Source organism: Streptomyces alanosinicus, from assembly GCF_014650595.1.
In the GTDB taxonomy this organism is placed as follows: domain Bacteria; phylum Actinomycetota; class Actinomycetes; order Streptomycetales; family Streptomycetaceae; genus Streptomyces; species Streptomyces alanosinicus.
In genome coordinates this window covers 84,327-101,364 of record NZ_BMVG01000025.1, presented here as the reverse complement: position 1 = coordinate 101,364, position 17,038 = coordinate 84,327, and the positions used below count along the sequence as shown (strand labels likewise).

At 68.6% G+C, this 17,038-nt stretch carries 16 protein-coding genes; 6 read left to right on the top strand and 10 right to left on the bottom strand.

Features of this window, described 5'->3' with window-relative positions:
* Positions 1 to 1,225, top strand: a 1,225-nt coding sequence (locus IE277_RS33650; RefSeq protein WP_189957518.1) for a non-reducing end alpha-L-arabinofuranosidase family hydrolase, incomplete at its 5' end; no start/stop codon positions are given.
* A 251-nt stretch (positions 1,226 to 1,476) separates the two neighbouring features.
* Here the strand turns inward: IE277_RS33650 and IE277_RS33645 are convergent.
* The 5 genes from IE277_RS33645 to IE277_RS33625 form a co-directional block, all read right to left on the bottom strand.
* Positions 1,477 to 1,704 (bottom strand): hypothetical protein, encoded by a 228-nt coding sequence (locus tag IE277_RS33645; protein WP_189957517.1) that lies wholly within the window; start codon positions 1,702 to 1,704, stop codon positions 1,477 to 1,479.
* Between the two features lie 156 nt (positions 1,705 to 1,860).
* Positions 1,861 to 2,115 carry a PLD nuclease N-terminal domain-containing protein gene (locus IE277_RS33640; RefSeq protein WP_189957516.1) on the bottom strand — a complete coding sequence of 85 codons (255 nt, stop codon included), beginning with the start codon at positions 2,113 to 2,115 and terminating at the stop codon, positions 1,861 to 1,863.
* Between the two features lie 113 nt (positions 2,116 to 2,228).
* The gene (locus IE277_RS33635) at positions 2,229 to 2,792 is read right to left on the bottom strand and encodes an HAAS signaling domain-containing protein (RefSeq protein ID WP_189957515.1); all 564 of its coding nucleotides are present in this window, start codon (positions 2,790 to 2,792) and stop codon (positions 2,229 to 2,231) included.
* Positions 2,793 to 2,804: 12 nt separating this feature from the next.
* Positions 2,805 to 3,158 (bottom strand): PadR family transcriptional regulator, encoded by a 354-nt coding sequence (locus IE277_RS33630; protein ID WP_067308095.1) that lies wholly within the window; start codon positions 3,156 to 3,158, stop codon positions 2,805 to 2,807.
* 348 nt (positions 3,159 to 3,506) lie between these two features.
* Entirely contained in the window at positions 3,507 to 4,487 is a 981-nt protein-coding gene (locus IE277_RS33625) for a hypothetical protein (RefSeq protein WP_229882151.1), read from the bottom strand.
* 614 nt (positions 4,488 to 5,101) lie between these two features.
* Here IE277_RS33625 and IE277_RS33620 point away from each other — a divergent pair.
* On the top strand, positions 5,102 to 7,570 hold the full coding sequence (locus IE277_RS33620; protein ID WP_229882150.1) for a SpoIIE family protein phosphatase: 2,469 nt from the start codon (positions 5,102 to 5,104) through the stop codon (positions 7,568 to 7,570).
* A gap of 86 nt (positions 7,571 to 7,656) precedes the next feature.
* On the opposite strand, the gene IE277_RS33615 is transcribed toward IE277_RS33620, so the two are convergent.
* Positions 7,657 to 8,172 carry a sigma factor-like helix-turn-helix DNA-binding protein gene (locus tag IE277_RS33615; RefSeq protein WP_189957514.1) on the bottom strand — a complete coding sequence of 172 codons (516 nt, stop codon included), beginning with the start codon at positions 8,170 to 8,172 and terminating at the stop codon, positions 7,657 to 7,659.
* A 159-nt stretch (positions 8,173 to 8,331) separates the two neighbouring features.
* Positions 8,332 to 9,351, bottom strand: coding sequence for a LacI family DNA-binding transcriptional regulator (locus IE277_RS33610; protein WP_189957513.1), 1,020 nt, complete (start codon positions 9,349 to 9,351; stop codon positions 8,332 to 8,334).
* A gap of 284 nt (positions 9,352 to 9,635) precedes the next feature.
* Between IE277_RS33610 and IE277_RS33605 the strand changes: the two genes are divergently transcribed.
* The 4 genes from IE277_RS33605 to IE277_RS33590 all read left to right on the top strand — a co-directional run bounded on the left by IE277_RS33605 (position 9,636) and on the right by IE277_RS33590 (position 14,505).
* A complete protein-coding gene (locus tag IE277_RS33605) occupies positions 9,636 to 11,036 on the top strand; it encodes an ABC transporter substrate-binding protein (protein ID WP_189957512.1) in 1,401 nt (466 codons plus the stop codon).
* An 11-nt stretch (positions 11,037 to 11,047) separates the two neighbouring features.
* Positions 11,048 to 11,980: a carbohydrate ABC transporter permease gene (locus IE277_RS33600; RefSeq protein ID WP_229882149.1), complete on the top strand. Its 933-nt coding sequence runs from the start codon at positions 11,048 to 11,050 to the stop codon at positions 11,978 to 11,980.
* A gap of 4 nt (positions 11,981 to 11,984) precedes the next feature.
* Entirely contained in the window at positions 11,985 to 12,812 is an 828-nt protein-coding gene (locus IE277_RS33595; protein ID WP_189957510.1) for a carbohydrate ABC transporter permease, read from the top strand.
* A 61-nt stretch (positions 12,813 to 12,873) separates the two neighbouring features.
* Positions 12,874 to 14,505: a glycoside hydrolase family 13 protein gene (locus tag IE277_RS33590; RefSeq protein ID WP_189957509.1), complete on the top strand. Its 1,632-nt coding sequence runs from the start codon at positions 12,874 to 12,876 to the stop codon at positions 14,503 to 14,505.
* 174 nt (positions 14,506 to 14,679) lie between these two features.
* On the opposite strand, the gene IE277_RS33585 is transcribed toward IE277_RS33590, so the two are convergent.
* From IE277_RS33585 to IE277_RS33575, 3 genes are all read right to left on the bottom strand, one after another.
* Positions 14,680 to 14,811 (bottom strand): hypothetical protein, encoded by a 132-nt coding sequence (locus IE277_RS33585; RefSeq protein WP_373310947.1) that lies wholly within the window; start codon positions 14,809 to 14,811, stop codon positions 14,680 to 14,682.
* A gap of 218 nt (positions 14,812 to 15,029) precedes the next feature.
* On the bottom strand, positions 15,030 to 15,593 hold the full coding sequence (locus IE277_RS33580; protein ID WP_189957508.1) for a hypothetical protein: 564 nt from the start codon (positions 15,591 to 15,593) through the stop codon (positions 15,030 to 15,032).
* 159 nt (positions 15,594 to 15,752) lie between these two features.
* On the bottom strand, positions 15,753 to 16,316 hold the full coding sequence (locus tag IE277_RS33575; protein WP_189957507.1) for a peptide deformylase: 564 nt from the start codon (positions 16,314 to 16,316) through the stop codon (positions 15,753 to 15,755).
* Between the last annotated feature and the right edge of the window lie 722 nt (positions 16,317 to 17,038).

The following is a 17,038-nucleotide window of genomic DNA, read 5'->3' as shown; positions in this document are numbered from 1 at the left end:
GTGGCGGGCCGGCCGCAACAGCGACGGCTCCTACACACTCACCAACGTCGCCAGCGGCCGCGCACTGGACGAGCCGGCCAACCGGACGGGCAACGGCACGAGGACGACCGTCTGGGACGCCAACGGTGGCGCCAACCAGCACTGGCGGGCCGGCCGCAACAACGACGGCTCCTACACGCTGACCAACGTCGCCAGCGGCCGCGCGCTGGAGATCCCCGGTGGCCGGACCGCCAACGGCACCCCCGTCCAGATCCGGGACTCGGGCGGCGGCGCCAACCAGCACTGGAACCTCAAGGCCGCGACGCCCACGCCGACGAGCAGCACATGTGCCCTTCCCTCGACGTACCGGTGGACCTCGACCGGTGCGTTGGCGCAGCCGGCGAACAGGTGGGGCGCGGTAAAGGACTTCACCGACGTGGTCTACAACGGCAAGCACCTGGTCTACGCATCAAGCGTGTCGGGATCGTCGTACGGCTCGATGGCGTTCGCACCCTTCACGAACTGGTCGGACATGGCGTCGGCCGGCCAGACCGGGATGAACCAGGGCACGGTGGCGCCCACGCTGTTCTACTTCGCGCCCAAGAACATCTGGGTGCTCGCGTCCCAGTGGGGTGCGGCGCCCTTCGTCTACCGCACCTCCAGCGACCCCACCAACCCCAACGGCTGGTCCGCGCCGCAGCCGCTGTTCACCGGCAGCATCCCCGGCGCCGCCCCGATCGACCAGACCCTGATCGCCGACGACCAGAACATGTACCTCTTCTTCGCCGGTGACAACGGCAAGATCTACCGGGCGAGCATGCCGATCGGGAACTTCCCCGGCAACTTCGGCTCGTCCTACACAACGGTCATGAGCGACACGACGAAGAACCTGTTCGAGGCGCCCCAGGTCTACAAGGTCCAGGGCCAGAACCAGTACCTCATGATCGTCGAGGCCCGGGGTGCGAACGAGCAGCGCTACTTCCGCTCCTTCACCGCCACCAGCCTGAACGGTCCGTGGACCCCGCAGGCCGCCAGTGAGAGCAACCCCTTCGCGGGCAAGGCCAACAGCGGCGCCACCTGGACCAACGACATCAGCCACGGTGACCTGGTCCGCAACAACCCCGACCAGACCATGACCATCGACCCCTGCAACCTGCAGTTCCTCTACCAGGGCAAGTCCCCCACCGCGAGCGGCCCCTACGACCAACTGCCGTGGCGGCCCGGTCTCCTCACCCTGCAGCGCTGACCCGCCTCATCCCGGTGACCGCGATGCGGTGCGGTCCGCCGACACATAGGCGGAACCCCAGCCGTGCGACGGCTGGGGTTCCTCTCTTCCGTGGCCTTTCATCGTGGGCACGGACCGAAGCACCACGACGCCACCGCGGATACCGCAGGGCCAGCCCACTAGGGTCTGTTTGATGGGTGCGGATCTTGTTCCGTATAGGGCGGCACTGTGGCCGTCGCATCCCTTCGGCTGCGCGCATGACCTGTCGGGACTCAGCCCTTCTTCTGTTTGTACAGTTCGAGATCCCTGTTCACGAACAGATGTACATAGCCGCAGTTCCAGCAGATAAGGCCGGTTGCCGACTCGTTTGCCCAGCCCAGGCTCATGAACTCCAGGCCGGAGCTGTTGAGCTTCACCTCACGGTCCCTGAACAGGTCACCCTGACAGAAGTTGCATTTGATCCACACGCCCCGGAGAGCCGCGCGAACAGGTTTGGCCATGCCTCCACCTTTCCGATACGCCGCCAAAGTGGTGCGCCCGTCTCGCGCACGAACTGGGTGGCGGACTGCGTAATCCGGCGCCCCGAACCGGGCCATGCCACCGCATGGGCTCAGTGACCACCCGATCACGAAGATGTCGATGGAGCGCTCTTGGAATCAGGCGATGCCCGGCCGGCGCTGGGCGTCGCGGCGGCCGATGAGGAACCAGAACAGGCTCCCGAGGAACGGGGCCATGAGGGCGAAGAAGAGCCAGACCAGCTTCGTCCCTCCGGTGAGGTCGGACCTGACGATGCCGAGCAGAGCGCCGAAGTACAACGCCAGAGCACCGGCGACTACAGCAGCTCCGGCGCAGGCGATCACGACAGTGCCGGTAGGGGCGAGAGCCATCTGGTGCGCGAGCTGTCCTTGCATCGTTCGTTCCTCGTGTTGGTGGGGTGAATTCTTGGGGTGCCCGGTCCGGCGCCCCCCGGTTCATGGCGGTCCGGCCGTTCCGGGATGCCGGCCGTGTCCAGGTCGAGCCCCTGTCACGACGGGTGCTGTGCCCACCGCAGCAGGTAGACGGCGGCGGCGACCGGGAGGAGCGGGACGATCAGGAGAACGAGGACGAACACTCCAAGGCCGGAGTTCAGCGTGCCCGCGGGGAGCACCCACTGCGACACCGCGAACAGCGGCGGCACGAGGGCGGCCGCCGTCGCGATCGCCTTGTCCCGGTTACGCCAGTGCGGGGCGGTCCACAGCCACCAGATCGCGCCGATCAGGGCGGGGCCGCCCAGCAGGGGTACGAAGACGGTCAGGGGGCCGGTCGCCGCCAGTAGTCCCAGCAGGGCGAGGGTGCGTCCTCGGTTCACTTGCGGGGCGGGGGGCTCGTCGCCGAGTGCGGTGGCGGCGATGGTGCGCGGGTCGCCGAGGCGTGCCAGCACGCCTCGGATCCCGTCGTCGCCGGATGCGGACTTTTCAGTGAGGGCGACGGCGATGTGCTCCTCCAGGTCGGCCAGCAGCTCGTTGCGGCGTTCCGGGCTGAGTCCGGCCGTTTCACGCGCCACGGTGGCCAGGTAACTCTTCACCAGCGGGTGCTCGGTGATCGTCACGATGGTCTCCTGTCAGTCGGTGATGAAGTGGTCGACCGCGTCACGGAAGTGCGGCCAAATGGCGGTGAACTCCTTCAGCGCCGCATGCCCTGACGGCGTCAGCTCGTAGTAGCGCCGCGGGGGCCCGCTAGGGGACTCCTGCCAGCGGGTCTCCACCAGTCCGTCACGGCGCAGCCGCGACAGCAAGGGGTAGATGGTCCCCTGGCTCGTGACCATGACGTTCACCGCGCCGAGGGTTTCGAGCAGCTCCACGCCGTAGCGCGGTCCCTCCCGCAAGATCGCAAGCACGCAGTACTCCAGCACCCCTTTGCGGAGCTGGCTCTCCGCCTTGCCCGCGACAGGCTTACCTGCGATGTCAGGTTCCATGCAATGCACAGTACCTGGCCATCCCTGGAAGTCCAAAGACGGTGTCAGTGCATTCGGGGCCTGTGGGTCCCGGCCCGGTGATCGCCTTGGTGACATCAGTGAAGGGGCAGGACTGACAGGAACGTGCTCGGCTGGCGGCGGAGAGGCTGGACCTCGTCGTCCTCGACAGCCAGGACAGACAGAGACAGCCGGTGACGCGCCTTGAGCCAGCTGAACCCAGTACGGGTGCGGGCGAGTGGCACCGACGGCGGGGCATGGCCGCCGGCACCGGCCGAGAAGTCCTCAGTACGGCGAAGAGGGCGAACCCGACCCGTTCGAGGAGATGGCCGACCGGCCGCGTACCTCTGCCTACTTGAGTGCTGTACCACCTGAGTTGTGGTAGGCGATGGTCTTGCTGATCAGGTTTCCGCCGTCGGTCTCGATCGATGTCTGTTCCTGCTGCCCCGGACCGAACAGCAGGCCGGCGATATGCGCGTTCGCCACCTGGTCCATGTGCGCGAAGAACCAGTCGACCTTGTCGTCCTTGTAATGGCTGAGGGTGTTGTTCTGCGCCATGTTGCCCACGGGGATCTGCCACAGGACCACCGGCTTGCCCACCGACTCGGCCATCGTCTTGTAGAACCTCAGCGCGGCAGCGGCCTTCTGGTCGGTCCAGAAGGTGTCACGGCCGCCGTGGGCCGGCTGTGCGTACCAGCCTGCGTCGCGGTCCGACACATCGGTCACCAGGAGGTCGGCGTTCTGTGCCCCGAGGCTCGCGTAGTCCTTGACGCATCCCTGGGTGTTGTTCTGCCAGTCCCAGCAGGTGAGGTGGAGCCCCACGGCGGTGTGCGGCGCGTACTTGTGCGCCATCGAGATCAGGCAGCGGGAGAGTCCGGCGGCGCTGTTCTCCTGCGATCCGCAGTCCGTCGGATTCGCGGCCGAGACCTGCGCGGCAACCTTGTGCGGATCGCCGAGCGACCGGACGTAGCCCCAGAAGTCGGGTTCGAGGTCGATCATGTCGTTCGAGTTGCCGATCTTCTGGAGGAAGAATCGGTAGTCGTTCATGTACCGGGTGAGCAGGTCCGCCCTGTTGATGGCCACGACCTCGCGCGGACCGTCGCCCTGGCCTGCCGCATCCCCGAGGCCGCGCAGCGAGTACCACGTCCAGAGCATCTTCTGCGGGCGCGGGCTGCCCTTGTACGTCGCCTGGGCCGCCAGGCTGTCCCGCCAGGTCACGTAAGTGCCGGGCGCCGTGGTGCTGCCGTTCCAGCAGCCCCACCAGCTCGACCACGCGGCCTGGCAACGCGATGCCGAGTAATAGGCCGACGAGGGCGCGGGCTGGCTGTGCACATAGGCGTACCGCACGTCGAACGGCGCGACAGCCGACGGTGCGCGTACATACCGAGCGCGGCCACCAGCTCTTGCCGCCTGCCGAACATCTCGACACGGTGCCGCGGCAGGTGAATGCGTACGGCTGCTTCTGCGCGAGGCCAGCGGGGCCACGGGTGTGCGTTTGACCCGCATCTGGACGCATGGCGACGTGCAGACCGAAATCTGCTCTGGGAGTGGGATCGAATCCTTGCCGGGTGGTCCTCGATGCTGCCGCGTGGCGCTGTTTTTCCTGATCAGCGCCACGCGGCTGCGTGTTCCATCCGGCTTATCGCGCCTCGTGCCGGACAGTCCCCTCACGCATCGCTCACGCACGAGTCCTTGTCGGCCAGTGATCACCGGATGCGTGGGGCGAGCTGGCGTCGATCACGCATGCTTGCCGTGTCCTGCGACGCCCCCGGCTGCAAGCCGTCAGCCGGTGCTGAGCGCCCCGACTCCACGCGGCGTATGCGGCGCGCGCCACCGAACATGATCAGCAGTTGTGAAAGCCCGAGTGCGGGGTGAGCCTGGACGCAGAGTGTGGCGAGGGGCCCATCCGATCCAGGTATCCGGACGACAGGACGAGGGTCGTGGACATGGCGAATGACGCCGCCGTACCCGACGAGCCTCCCCCGATGCGGCAGGCCCCGGTACAGGACGCCGGTGTCGTAGTGGATCCGCGCGGGGTGGTGGCCGCCCTGAGCAGGGGCGCCTGCCGAATCCTGGGATACGAGCCGGCGGAGGTGCTCGGCCGGAACGCGACAGAGTTGCTGGCCGCGCCCCTGCCAGTGGCCGTCCAGCGCAGCTGCGCCGAGCGGGAGAGCTGGAGCGGGCGCGTCGCCGTACGGCACCAGCGCGGCAACGCGCTGGTGCTGAGGCTTCAGGCGTACCCGCTGCGGGACACGGCCGGCGACGCCTACTGGTTCCTCGCAGCAGTGGGCGTCGAGCCGTCCGGGTCGGCGCCGGTGAACGCCGGTGCGCCGGATGCGGCGCTGCTCAAACAGTGGGCGCTGGACCAGCTTCCCCTGCCGATGGCCTTGTACGACCGCAGCGGGGTGAGGATCGAGGTCAACGCCGCCATGACGCGCGCGTCGGGCAGACCGGATCACGACCTCCTCGGCTGGCCTCTCGGCCGCTCTGCCTCCGGCGAGATGTTCAAGGACGCTCAGGACCTGGGCGAGGTGATGCGGCGGGTCCTGGACACCGGGGAGGCGGTGACGACGGAGCTGCTCGGGCACGGTCCGGGCGATGCCGGCGGGCGTGTCTGGCTGCTGTCGCTGTATCCCGTCCGAGACCCTGCAGGCCGCGTCCACGGCATGTCCGCTGCCGCGGTGGACACCACCGATCAGTTCCGTGCCCGTCGGCGACTGACCATCCTCACCGAGGCGGGCCTGCGCATCGGCACCACCCTCGACCTCGGCAAGACCGCGGACGAACTGGCGGAGATCAGCACCGACCACTTCGCCGACTTCGTGGTGGTGGATCTGCTCGACAGCGTCCTTCGAGGTGAGGAGACGGCTGCGGGCCGGAGCAATCTGCTGGTTCTGCGCCGGACCGCCCAGCGCTCCGTCCTGGCGGGGTGTCCCGAGTCGGTCATGCCTCTCGGGGCGACCTACTCCTATCCCGAGGATTCCCCGCCCGGACGCGCTCTCGCCGCAGGCCGCGGCGCGCTGCACCGTGCCCGGGACATCCTGCAGTGGTGGGAGGAGAGCTCTCCGGAACGCGGGCGCAGCATCCGCACGCACGGAATCCATTCGCTCATGGCCGTACCGCTGCGGGCACGGGGAGTGACACTGGGGCTGGCGCTGTTCTTCCGCCACCGCACATCGGCCCCCTTCGAGGAGGACGATCTGCGACTGGCCGAAGACCTCAGCACCCGAGCGGCGGTCCTCGTGGACAACGCCCGCCGGTACGCCCAGGAACGCGCCACCGCGCTGGCCCTGCAACGGAACATCCTCCCCCCGCACCCCGCACCGCACCACCCGGCGGTCGAGGTGGCCTCCCGCTATCTGCCCGCACGCTCCGGTGCCGGCGTCGGCGGCGACTGGTTCGACGTCATCCCCCTTTCCGGTGCCAGAGTCGCCCTTGTGGTGGGCGATGTGGTCGGCCACGGCATCGCGGCCTCGGCCACCATGGGCCGGCTGTGCACAGCAGTACGCACCCTGGCCGACGTGGACCTGGCCCCCGACGAACTGCTCACCCACCTCGACGACCTGGTGTTGCGCATGGACCGCGAGGAAACCGCGGACCACCACGGTCACGCCACGTCGGCGCCGGGCGAGGTCGGGGCCTCGTGCCTGTACGCGGTCTACGACCCTGTCTCCTGCCGCTGCACCCTGGCCAGGGCCGGCCATCCGCTGCCGGCCCTGGCGACCCCCGACGGCGCGGTGCGCTTCCTGGATCTGCCATCGGGGCCGCCATTGGGCCTGGGCGGTATGCCCTTCGAGGCCGCGGAGTTCACCATCCCCGAAGGAAGCGTTCTGGCCCTCTATACGGACGGGCTGGTCGAATCCCAGGCCCGCGACGTGGACCAGGCGTGCGACCTGCTGCGCGCCGTGCTGGCCGACCCCCGTCGTCCGCTGGAGCAGATGTGTGACCGGATGCTGCGCGATCTGCTTTCCGACGCACAGACGGATGACGTCGCCCTGCTGTTGACCCGGACCCGGGCGCTGAGCACCGATCGCGTCGCCTCGTGGGAGCTGCCCTCCGATCCCTCCGTCGTCGCCCTGGCCCGCGAACTCGCCGGCGAGCGCCTGGCCGCCTGGCAGCTGGAGGATGTCGCCTTCACTGCCGAACTCGTGGTCAGCGAACTGGTCACCAACGCCATCCGCTACGGCTCCCCACCCATCCACCTCCGGCTCATCCGTGAGGGGGCCTTGATCTGCGAGGTCAGCGACGCCAGCAGCACCGCCCCGCATCTGCGGCGTGCGCGGCTGTCCGACGAGGGCGGTCGCGGCCTGCTCATCGTCGCTCAGCTCGCCGGGCGCTGGGGCAGCCGCCACACCCGCTCGGGCAAGACGATCTGGGCGGAGCTGCCCCTCCCGCCCACACCGCAGGCGTTGTGAAGGGCTGTCTCCTCAGACTGCAGAGCGCGCACCGAACCTGCTGGTGAGCGGGGCAGCACGGCCCCGGATAAGGTGCGCCGCACCGGTCAACACTTGCCGCTCCCGACCGTCGCGCGTCCGGCTCGCGTCCTGTGCAGCGCATCTTCAAGGAGGGCGATCCCACGACTGGTACGGCTGGTCACCGTATGCACCGAGACGCCCAGGGTACGCGCGGTCTCCTGCTCGGAGAAGTCGAAGGCGCAGCGCAGGACCACACAGGCCCGTGTGAGGAAGGGCAGCCGGTCCAGTGCGGTCAGGACGTCCCCTCCAGCGTGTACATCACGTCTCCCACTTCGGACGCGGCGCAGCACTGCGCCGATGCTGCACCGTCTGCGCTGACCAGCCGGCGTGCGCAAGCGGCTGTGGGCCAGGCCGACGACGATCGCCCACACGTCAGCCGACAGCCGTTCCGCTCCACCTTCACCCAGGCCCCAGCGCCGCCGCACCTCCACCAGCGCATCTGCCGCCAGGTCGTCGGCTCTGACCGGATCACCGGTGAGCAGGAAGCCCAGACGCGAGAGATCGGCGTGGTGCTCGTCGAAGAACGCCTGGAACGCCTCCATGCCGGCGGCCGCCTGGGAAATGTCGGCTCCCCCCTTGGGATCTCCTGGCCTGCGGATCTGTTCTTCCGGACCGTGCGGGACCGCATCCGGTCGGTCACGGCAATGCTGCGCCGTGGCCGCGAAGCCGCTGACTGCGCAAGCAAGACGTGGCCCCTCGGCTCAGGAGCGGGGCGGGGCGGTGCTGCCGCGGATGACAAGCTGAGTGGGGACGACCACGTCATGCTCGGTTTCCTCGCCGCGCAGGATCCGCAGGAGCATGCGTCCGGCGAGTTCGCCTTGTTCCCGGACCGGTTGGCGGACAGTCGTGAGGTCGGTCAACTCGGCCACGGGGTGGTCGTCGATGCCGATGACGGAGACGTCCTCGGGGATGCGCAGGCCGGCGCGGCGCAGGGTGCGCACAGCGCCCAGAGCCACCTCGTCGGAGTGGGCGTAGACGGCGGTCGGCGGCTCGCGCAGGCTGAGCAGCTTGGCCATGGCGTCGGCGCCCTTGGTGCCGCCCCAGTTGACGGTCTCGACGAGTTGCTCGTCGACCGGGATGCCCGCGTCGCGCAGGGCGGCGTAGTACGCGTTTGAGCGGCCGGAGGGCTGCACCTCGTCGGGCTGGTCGGGGTCGACTGCGGCGATCATGGCGATGCGGCGGTGGCCGAGGAAGAGCAGGTGGTCCATGGCCTGGCGGGCGGCGGTCTCGTCGTCGATGCACACGTTCGGGTAGGGCGCGTGCTGGCCGCCCGCGGCGACGATCGTGACGCCCATGAGTTCCAGGCGGCGCTGTTCCTCCTCTCCGACGGGAAAGGCGAGGACGACGACGGCGTCAACCTTGCGTCGGGCCGGGAGTCGGTGGAAGAAGTCGTGGCGGTCCTCGATGCCGTCGACGTGGTAGAGCAGCACATCGAGGTCGGCGGCGCGCAGGACCGACTCCAGCCCTTCGAGCAGGGTGGCGAAGAACCAGCGGGAGATGTGCGGCACGACCACGGCGACCCGCCCTGTGGCCCCGCCGGCCAGGCGGGATGCCTCGGGGGAGACGACGTAGGACAGTTCCTCGGCGACCGCGAGAACACGGCGTCGTGTCGCTTCCGCGACGCCGTAGTCGTTGTTGAGCGCGCGTGAGGCGGTGGCCATCGACACGCCTGCCGCGCGGGCCACGTCCGCCATGTTGATCTTCCGGGAGCTCTGCGCCATGCCGGAAGGCTAACCCACTTTCGGAAACGCTTCCAGATTTTCTCGGAAGCCTTCCAAGGGGAGATTCCCTGCGGTCCGCCACCGCATATGGCCATTTGATCGTTTCGGCACGTCAAATGCGTGTTGCGGTTTCGTTACTTGACAGCCGCAAGGGAGGCGCTCAGTCTTTCGGCAACGGAAACGCTTCCGAAACAGTCCGCCACCTCCCCGCGGCCATCCGGGAAGCACACCGAGACTCTGTCTGCCGACCGTGAACGGCAGCCGCATGGATGCGAGGAGGCATCATGCTTCAGCAGCACCCCACCACCTCCCCGGCCAGATCGCACACCAGTGTCGTCGGCAGGCGTCTGCGCGCCACGCTCACGGCCGTCGCCGCCGGGTCCGCCCTGGTCACGCTGGCGGCGTGCAGCGCCCCCGGCTCGGGCTCCGGCTCGTCAGCCGATGCGACACCGACCGCTGTGAACACCGCCGTGGGTGACACCCCGGCGACCCTGACACTGTTCTCCGCGGCGGGCCTGCAGACCTACGAGCAGGGCCTGGCCGACGCCTTCCACGCCAAGTACCCGAAGATCAAGGTGAATCTGCGGGTGGAGGCGGACAACAACTACAACACCGTGCTGCCCAGGCTGCTCGCCTCCGACTCCACGCCCGACATCGTGCAGCCCTACGACCTCCTCGGCGGCGTCAAGGACGGCCTGCTCACCAATCTCGACGCCTATGACAAGGCGTACGGCTGGAGCGACAAGGTCCCCGCGTCCGCGCTGGCCCCGGGGCGGGTATCGATGCGGACGACCGGCGCGGGTTCGCTGTACCAGGCGGGCGGCTCGGCCGGGCCCCTGGTCGGCGTCTTCTACAACAAGGAGCTGGCCTCCAAGGTCGGTATGAAGAGCGTGCCGGCCACCGTCGCCGATCTCGAAGCGATGATGGCCAAGGCGAAGAAACAGGGGATCACCCCGATCGTCGCCTCCAACCAGGACGGTCTGATCGGCCACCTCTACAACCTCCTGCTCGGCGACTACATGGGCGCCCAGAAGCTCAGCGACATCGTCTACCACCAGCCGGGCGCCACCCTGGACACCCCGGCGGCGGTGAAGGCCACCGAGACCCTGCAGAAGTGGATCAAGGCCGGCTACTTCGCCTCCGATGTCAACGCGATCAACCAGGAGGCGTCGTACGGGCAGTTCACCGGCGGCAAGGGCCTGTTCTTCTTCCAGGGCAGCTGGATCACGCAGACACTGGACGAGAACTTCAAGGGCAAGTACGGCGTCTTCCCGATGCCGCCGGCCACCGAGGGCGGCTCGTACGCCGGGATGACCAGCAACACCCTCGCCTTCTCGATCGCCGCCCGCTCCAAGCACAAGGACACCGCCGCGCTGTTCCTGAACTTCCTCACCACTCCGGAGGCGGCGAAGGTCGCGGTCAAGAACGGCTACGCCGCCCTGACCGACGACGCGAAGAGCGCCGCCAAGCCGTCGCTGTCCGGCTCGCTGACCGACCAGATCCAGGCCGGCTACGCCGCGATCGCCGCCGACAACGGCTTCGACAGCTGGCTGCAGAACTCCGCCCCCGCCGTGGGCACCAAGCTCACCCAGCAGCTGCAGCTGCTGGTCTCCGGCAAGGTCGAACCGGCCGCGATGGTGAAGACCCTGCAGTCCACCTACGCCGACGCCCTCAAGAGCAGCTGAGAACCATGCGTTTGACCACACCCCCCGCCACTGTCCAGGAGGAGGGCGCCACCGCAGCCCGGAGCCGTACTCGCCGTCGGCTCCGGGCCCGACGGTGGGCCGGCTGGCTGTTCGCCCTCCCGGCCCTGGCCTTCTACGGCGTCTTCAACTTCCGCCCCGTGCTGATGTCGATCCAGTACTCCTTCTACGACTGGGACGGAGTCGGCGCCGCCACCTGGGTCGGTCTGAAGAACTACACCGAGGTCTTCACCGACCACGAGCAGCTCACCTCCCTGCTCCACGCCTTCTACCTGATCGTGTTCTTCACCGTCCTGCCCCTCACCCTCGCCCTGATCACCGCCTCCGTACTGCGCGAGATCCAGGGCCGCTTCACCGGCGCCCTGGCCCGCACCCTGCTGTTCCTGCCGCAGATCATCCCCGGCGCCGCCGCCGGTGTGGCCTGGACGTGGATGTACTCCGACAACGGCGTGGTCAACCAGTTCCTGCACGCCATCGGCCTCGGCTCGCTCGCCCGCCCCTGGCTGGCCGACTTCACCTGGTCCCTGACCGCGGTCGGCTTCATCGGCACCTGGCTGTCCACCGGCCTGTGCACGATGCTGCTGCTCGCCGGCATCGGAAAGATCGACGGCAGCCTCTACGAGGCCGCCCGCATCGACGGCGCCGGCCCCATCCGTCAGTTCCGCGCCGTCACCCTGCCCGGGCTGCGCAACGAGATCGGCGTCTGCGTCACCATCACGATCATCGCCGCGCTCGCCAGCTTCGACGTGGTCTATCTCGCCACCCAGGGCGGCCCCGGCACCCAGACCATGGTTCCCGGCGTCGCCGTCTACAACCTGGCCTTCAACGACAACCGCCTCGGCGCGGCCTCCGCCCTCGCCGTCGTCCTCACTCTGATCGTGATCGCGGTCATCGCCCCGCTCCAGCGCCTGTTCCGGGAGAAGTAGCCCCATGCCCACACGGACACTGCGCCGACGCGCGCCCGGCCTGGTGCTGATCGCAGCGGCCGGACTGTACTCGGTCGTGCCGCTGCTGAGCATGATCAGCGCGGCGCTGGCGCCCCAGGGCTCCTTCCCCAGCGGCCTGAGCTGGCCGAGCCATCCGCACTGGCACAACTTCGTCGACGCCTGGAACGTCGCCAACATCACCACCCTGCTGAAGTCCAGCACCCTCATCGTGTTCGGCGTCGTCCCCGCCGCGGTCCTGATCTCGACCATGGCCGCCTACGCGATCGCCGTACTCGACATCCCGCTGGGCCGCGTCTTCTACACGGTCCTCGTCCTCACGCTGACCCTGCCGTACGAGATCGTGATCGTCCCGCTGTACGAACAGGTCAAGGAAATGGGCCTGCTGGGCAGCCAGTGGGCGCTGGTCCTGCCGCTCATCGGCCTGAACATGCCCTTCGCGGTCTTCTGGATGCGCGCGCACTTCGTCACCGTGCCCCGCGAACTGTCAGAGGCGGCTGGCATCGACGGCGCCGGACCCTGGCGGGCGCTGTGGCACATCCACCTTCCGCTGGCCCGCCCCGCGATCGCCTCCCTGGCCCTGCTGATGTTCCTGTCCACCTGGAACCAGTTCCTGCTCGCCCTGGTGCTCATCGACGACCCCGACAAGCGCACCATGGCCGGCGCCCTGCAGGCGTTCACCACGAAATACAGCACCGACCAGGTCCTGTTGAACGCCGGCGCCCTGCTGATCATGGCCCCCACGATCCTCGTGTTCCTGTTCCTGCAACGCCACTTCGTCAAGGCGCTGCTGCAGGGCTCGGTCAAGGGCTAGCGCCAGGCATCTCCTCCTCTTCACCCCCACACGTACACCGAACAGTCAGGAACCGAGCAACGTGAGCAACGCAAGCGACTCCTGGTGGCGCAACGCTGTCATCTACCAGGTCTACATACGCAGCTTCGCCGACGACAGCGGCGACGGAATCGGCGACATCGCCGGTCTCCGCTCCCGCCTGCAGTACCTGACCTACCTCGGTGTCGACGCCATCTGGATCAACCCCTGGTACCCGTCCCCGCTGGCCGACGGCGGCTACGACGTCTCCGACTACCGCGACATCCACCCCGGCTACGGCACCCTCGATGAAGCCAAGCAGCTCATCACCGAAGCCCACCACCTCGGCCTGCGGGTGATCCTGGACATCGTCCCCAACCACACCTCCGACCAACACGCCTGGTTCCAGCAGGCACTGGCGGCGGGCCCCGGTTCGTCGGAGCGGGAGCGGTACATCTTCCGCGAGGGCCGAGGCGAGGACGGTTCGCTGCCGCCCAACGACTGGCACGCGGCCTTCGGCGGCCCGACCTGGACCCGCACCGATGACGGCCAGTGGTACCTCCACCTCTTTGCCCCCGAACAGCCCGACCTCAACTGGGACAACCCCGAGGTCCGCGCCGAGTTCGAGTCGGTCCTGCGCTTCTGGTTCGACCTGGGCGTCGACGGCTTCCGCATCGACGTCGCCCACGGCATGGTCAAGGACCCGGCCCTGCCCGACCTCGGCCTGACCGAGTTCTCCGTCCTGGCGCGAAAGGGCCAGGAGAACCACCCGCACTGGGACCGCGACGGCATCCACGACATCTTCCGCAACTGGCGCGCCATCGCCGACAGCTACCCCGACCGGCGCGTCTTCGTCGCCGAGGCCCACGTCCGCCCCGGCCGCCTCGCCGGCTACCTCCGCCCCGACGAACTCCACACCGCGTTCAACTTCGACTTCCTCAAGTGCGCGCTGGAGGCAGACAGATTGCGCGAGGTCATCGACCGCAGCATCACCGACCTCGCCACCGTCGGCGCCCCCGCCACCTGGGTCCTGTCCAACCACGACGAAACCCGCCACGTCACCCGCTACGGCCGCGCCTACACCGGTGTCACCACCCCGATGCGCGACCAGGGCCACCCCACCGACCTCACCCTCGGCACCCGCCGCGCCCGCGCCGCTGCCCTGCTCATGCTCGCCCTGCCCGGCGGCGCCTACATCTACCAGGGCGAGGAGCTGGGCCTGTACGAAGTCGAAGACCTTCCCGAAGAAGTCCTCCAGGACCCCACCTGGGAACGCTCCGGCCACACCATCCGAGGCCGCGACGGCTGCCGCGTCCCGCTCCCCTGGACCGGCGACACCCCGCCCTTCGGCTTCAGCGCAAACGGAGCCGCACCCTGGCTCCCGCAGCCCGAGGACTGGAAGTCCTGCACCGCCGAAGCCAACCAGGCCGACCCCACTTCCATGCTCCAGCTCTACCGCTCCGCCCTGCGCCTACGCCGCACCAAGGCAGGCATGAGCGGCGAAGAATTCCGCTGGCTGGACAGCCCGGACGGCACGCTTCTCTTCGAACGCGGCAACGGACTGCTGTGCGCGGTCAACCTTTCCGACCAGCCAGTCCCGCTCCCCGTCGCCTGCCGCCCCCTCCAGCAGTCGGGACCACTGGGCAGTGACGGGCAGCTCCCTCCGGACACCACCGTCTGGCTGCAACGGGACTGACGGACCGCGATGGGGGAGCCGGCCGACGTCCGCCGGCACCAGTGCTCCGCCCTCAATCCACCAGGGCCCGTCCGGTCTTCCTCCCCGCCGACCGGACGGGCCCTGGTACATCCTGGGGAGGCCGGGCGGGGCGATCCTGGTCGTCTCGCAGTGAGGACCGTGTGGCCGGTGGCCTCACGATTGGACGACCAGGGCGAAGCCGCGCGGGTAGGCGGCCGAGTCGTCCGTGACGCGCCGGTGCATCGCGGGCGGGCAGGAGGTGAACCAGCGGGAGATAGGCAGGCGGGGCTCCTCTGCGAGGTCCAAAGCTCCGCGTGCCAGGCTGTGGCCTCGCTCATGAGCCGGCGCCGGTCCTCCTTGGTGTCGACGGTCGCGTGCGCCATCCACGGGCCCCGGCCCCTCGGTCATCGCCGAAAAGATCTTCAACCCGGACGCGTTCACCTTCCACAAAGGGCGCATCGGCAGCTCCCTCGAGCACTTCACACCGCAGCTGACCGCGCTCCTGCACCGGAACTACGGGGAAGTCACCGACGCCTTCGGAAGCAGTCCGATCGGCAGCTGACCGCACCGGGCCCGGAAGGCTCTGTCCGGAGTGCGTTCTCCCTGTCGGCCGGCAGGACGGCACCGTCGGCGTCGGCCTGCGAGGGCAGCACCGCCAGACGTGAGCGAGCATCCGAGGAGGTCACCACGGGGGCGGTTATCGGCCGACCCGTGGCCCCATCGATGAGCTTGCGCACGCCCAGGGATCGCGTCAACGTCACCTTCAGCGGAACGAGTTCAGCGTTGGTGGTGCACGCCTGACCTCGGTTCTCCCGGGCAACGACCTTGATCGTCAAGGCCACCGTGCCACTCGTCTCCCGGGCCGAGAGACTCGGGGTCAGGCAATCGCCCCCCACTGCCTTGACGGACAAGACACGTCCGTCAAGGCCGACGGAGATCGGACGCACCGGAGAAAAGGGCTGGGTGTCCCTCTGGACTACCGGAGCCGTCGGGAGACCGCCGCCCTGCTCGATAGCCTTGTCCGATTTCTCTGCTTTGCCGCACGCGCCGAGCGTTGCGGTGGCAGCAGAAACGAGGAGCATGGCCACGATTCGCCTCATCATGCTCCTTCGACGGAGACGAGCCCGGCCGGGTTCGGCATGGGGGTCGTCTTGGGACAACCTCTACCACCGCGTTACCCCCACTCGCTCGCCACAGCGACGGCGCTTCAGCCGTACTGCCTTGCGAGCTGCTGCCCGCGGAGTGGCCTACTCGTACGCCCAGGCTCGCCCGGTCTGCCGGTACTCCTCCACGGGGATGGGTTCGACCCCGGTTCGCATGCGGGCGGTGTACAGCAGGCCGTCGAGGTGGTCGATTTCGTGATGGATGAGGCGGGCGAGACCGCGTTCGTACTCGGTGATGGTGGTCTCGCCACTCAGGGTGCTGGCTTCTACGGTGATCTTCAGGGGGCGAGGGACGAGGCCGCGGACGTCGAAGAAGCTGAGGCAGCCTTCGTACTGCTCGTCGGTCTCCTCGGAGCGGTCGGTGATCCGGGGGTTGAGGAGGATGACGGCGGGGGCGTCGTCGGGCGGCAGGACGATTGCGGCGGTGCGGGCGATGCCGATCTGTGGGGCGGTGATGCCCATGCCTTTGGCGAAGGGGTGGACCTGGCCGATGCGCTCGATGGCGGCGAACAGTTCGTCCACGATGTGTTCGGCCTTGTCGCGTTCGGCAGGCAGGTCGAAGGCACGGGCCGGTTCGGCGAGGATGCCGGCATCTTCTTGGACGACGCCGAGGTCTCGCATGCGCTGGCTGGGCCGCACGTCAATCACCTGAACTCCCTTGATCCTGTTCGGGTTCGGGCCTTGCCCGGAAACACGACCGTGACGCCTTCAAGGAAGTCTGGCTGCTGCCATCGCCCGCCGTACCTGGCGTGACCGAGTCGTCCTGTACCGGAGCAACGAGAACGTGGTCATCCGCCTCGTCGAGGAGACCGTCGGCCGCGAGCGCGTGTCACCCCCAGGAGCACGGGCGAGTCGTCGAGCTGTCGACTGCACTGGCGCATCACCGGTCTCCCCGCCGTCCTGACAGGCCTTGGTCCCACCCCAGGGCACATTCAGCATCGTCGGCCGCCAGAGCGGCGACCTCCTAAGCGGGGACGCGGCCGCGAAGAGCGCCGGCGTCCCCGACCGCCATCGCCAGGAAGCCATGTAGCCGGTCCGGGTTCGCGTGACCGCGAACTCAGTCAGCTGCCACACGTCTTGCGCGGCAGCTCGCGGATCAGCCCGCGCACCATCGCCCGCGGGTTCTCTCACGAGGCCGGACCCGCGACCGGAACTCGGCTCGGTCAGCCCACCCATCCGCACCGCACCGGGCGAAGCCGACGCCCCTCGGGGGTACCAGGGGATCCACGGGGGGAGACGCCGACCCGCATACCCCTTGGGAATCAAGGGCTCCCGCATCCCCACGTGCGCACACGTGCGCCCGCGTGCGCACCAAAAATGCCCCCTGAAACCGCGTTTTCGCAGGTCAGAGGGCATTTACGTGTGGAGCC

What these genes read in the sequence shown, in the direction of transcription:
- IE277_RS33645 (WP_189957517.1), bottom strand. Translation starts at nt 1,704, where the DNA reads ATGGCCAAACCTGTTCGCGCGGCTCTCCGGGGCGTGTGGATCAAATGC.
- IE277_RS33640 (WP_189957516.1), bottom strand. Translation starts at nt 2,115, where the DNA reads ATGCAAGGACAGCTCGCGCACCAGATGGCTCTCGCCCCTACCGGCACT.
- IE277_RS33630 (WP_067308095.1), bottom strand. Translation starts at nt 3,158, where the DNA reads ATGGAACCTGACATCGCAGGTAAGCCTGTCGCGGGCAAGGCGGAGAGC.
- IE277_RS33620 (WP_229882150.1), top strand. Translation starts at nt 5,102, where the DNA reads ATGGCGAATGACGCCGCCGTACCCGACGAGCCTCCCCCGATGCGGCAG.
- IE277_RS33615 (WP_189957514.1), bottom strand. Translation starts at nt 8,172, where the DNA reads ATGGAGGCGTTCCAGGCGTTCTTCGACGAGCACCACGCCGATCTCTCG.
- IE277_RS33610 (WP_189957513.1), bottom strand. Translation starts at nt 9,351, where the DNA reads ATGGCGCAGAGCTCCCGGAAGATCAACATGGCGGACGTGGCCCGCGCG.
- IE277_RS33605 (WP_189957512.1), top strand. Translation starts at nt 9,636, where the DNA reads ATGCTTCAGCAGCACCCCACCACCTCCCCGGCCAGATCGCACACCAGT.
- IE277_RS33595 (WP_189957510.1), top strand. Translation starts at nt 11,985, where the DNA reads ATGCCCACACGGACACTGCGCCGACGCGCGCCCGGCCTGGTGCTGATC.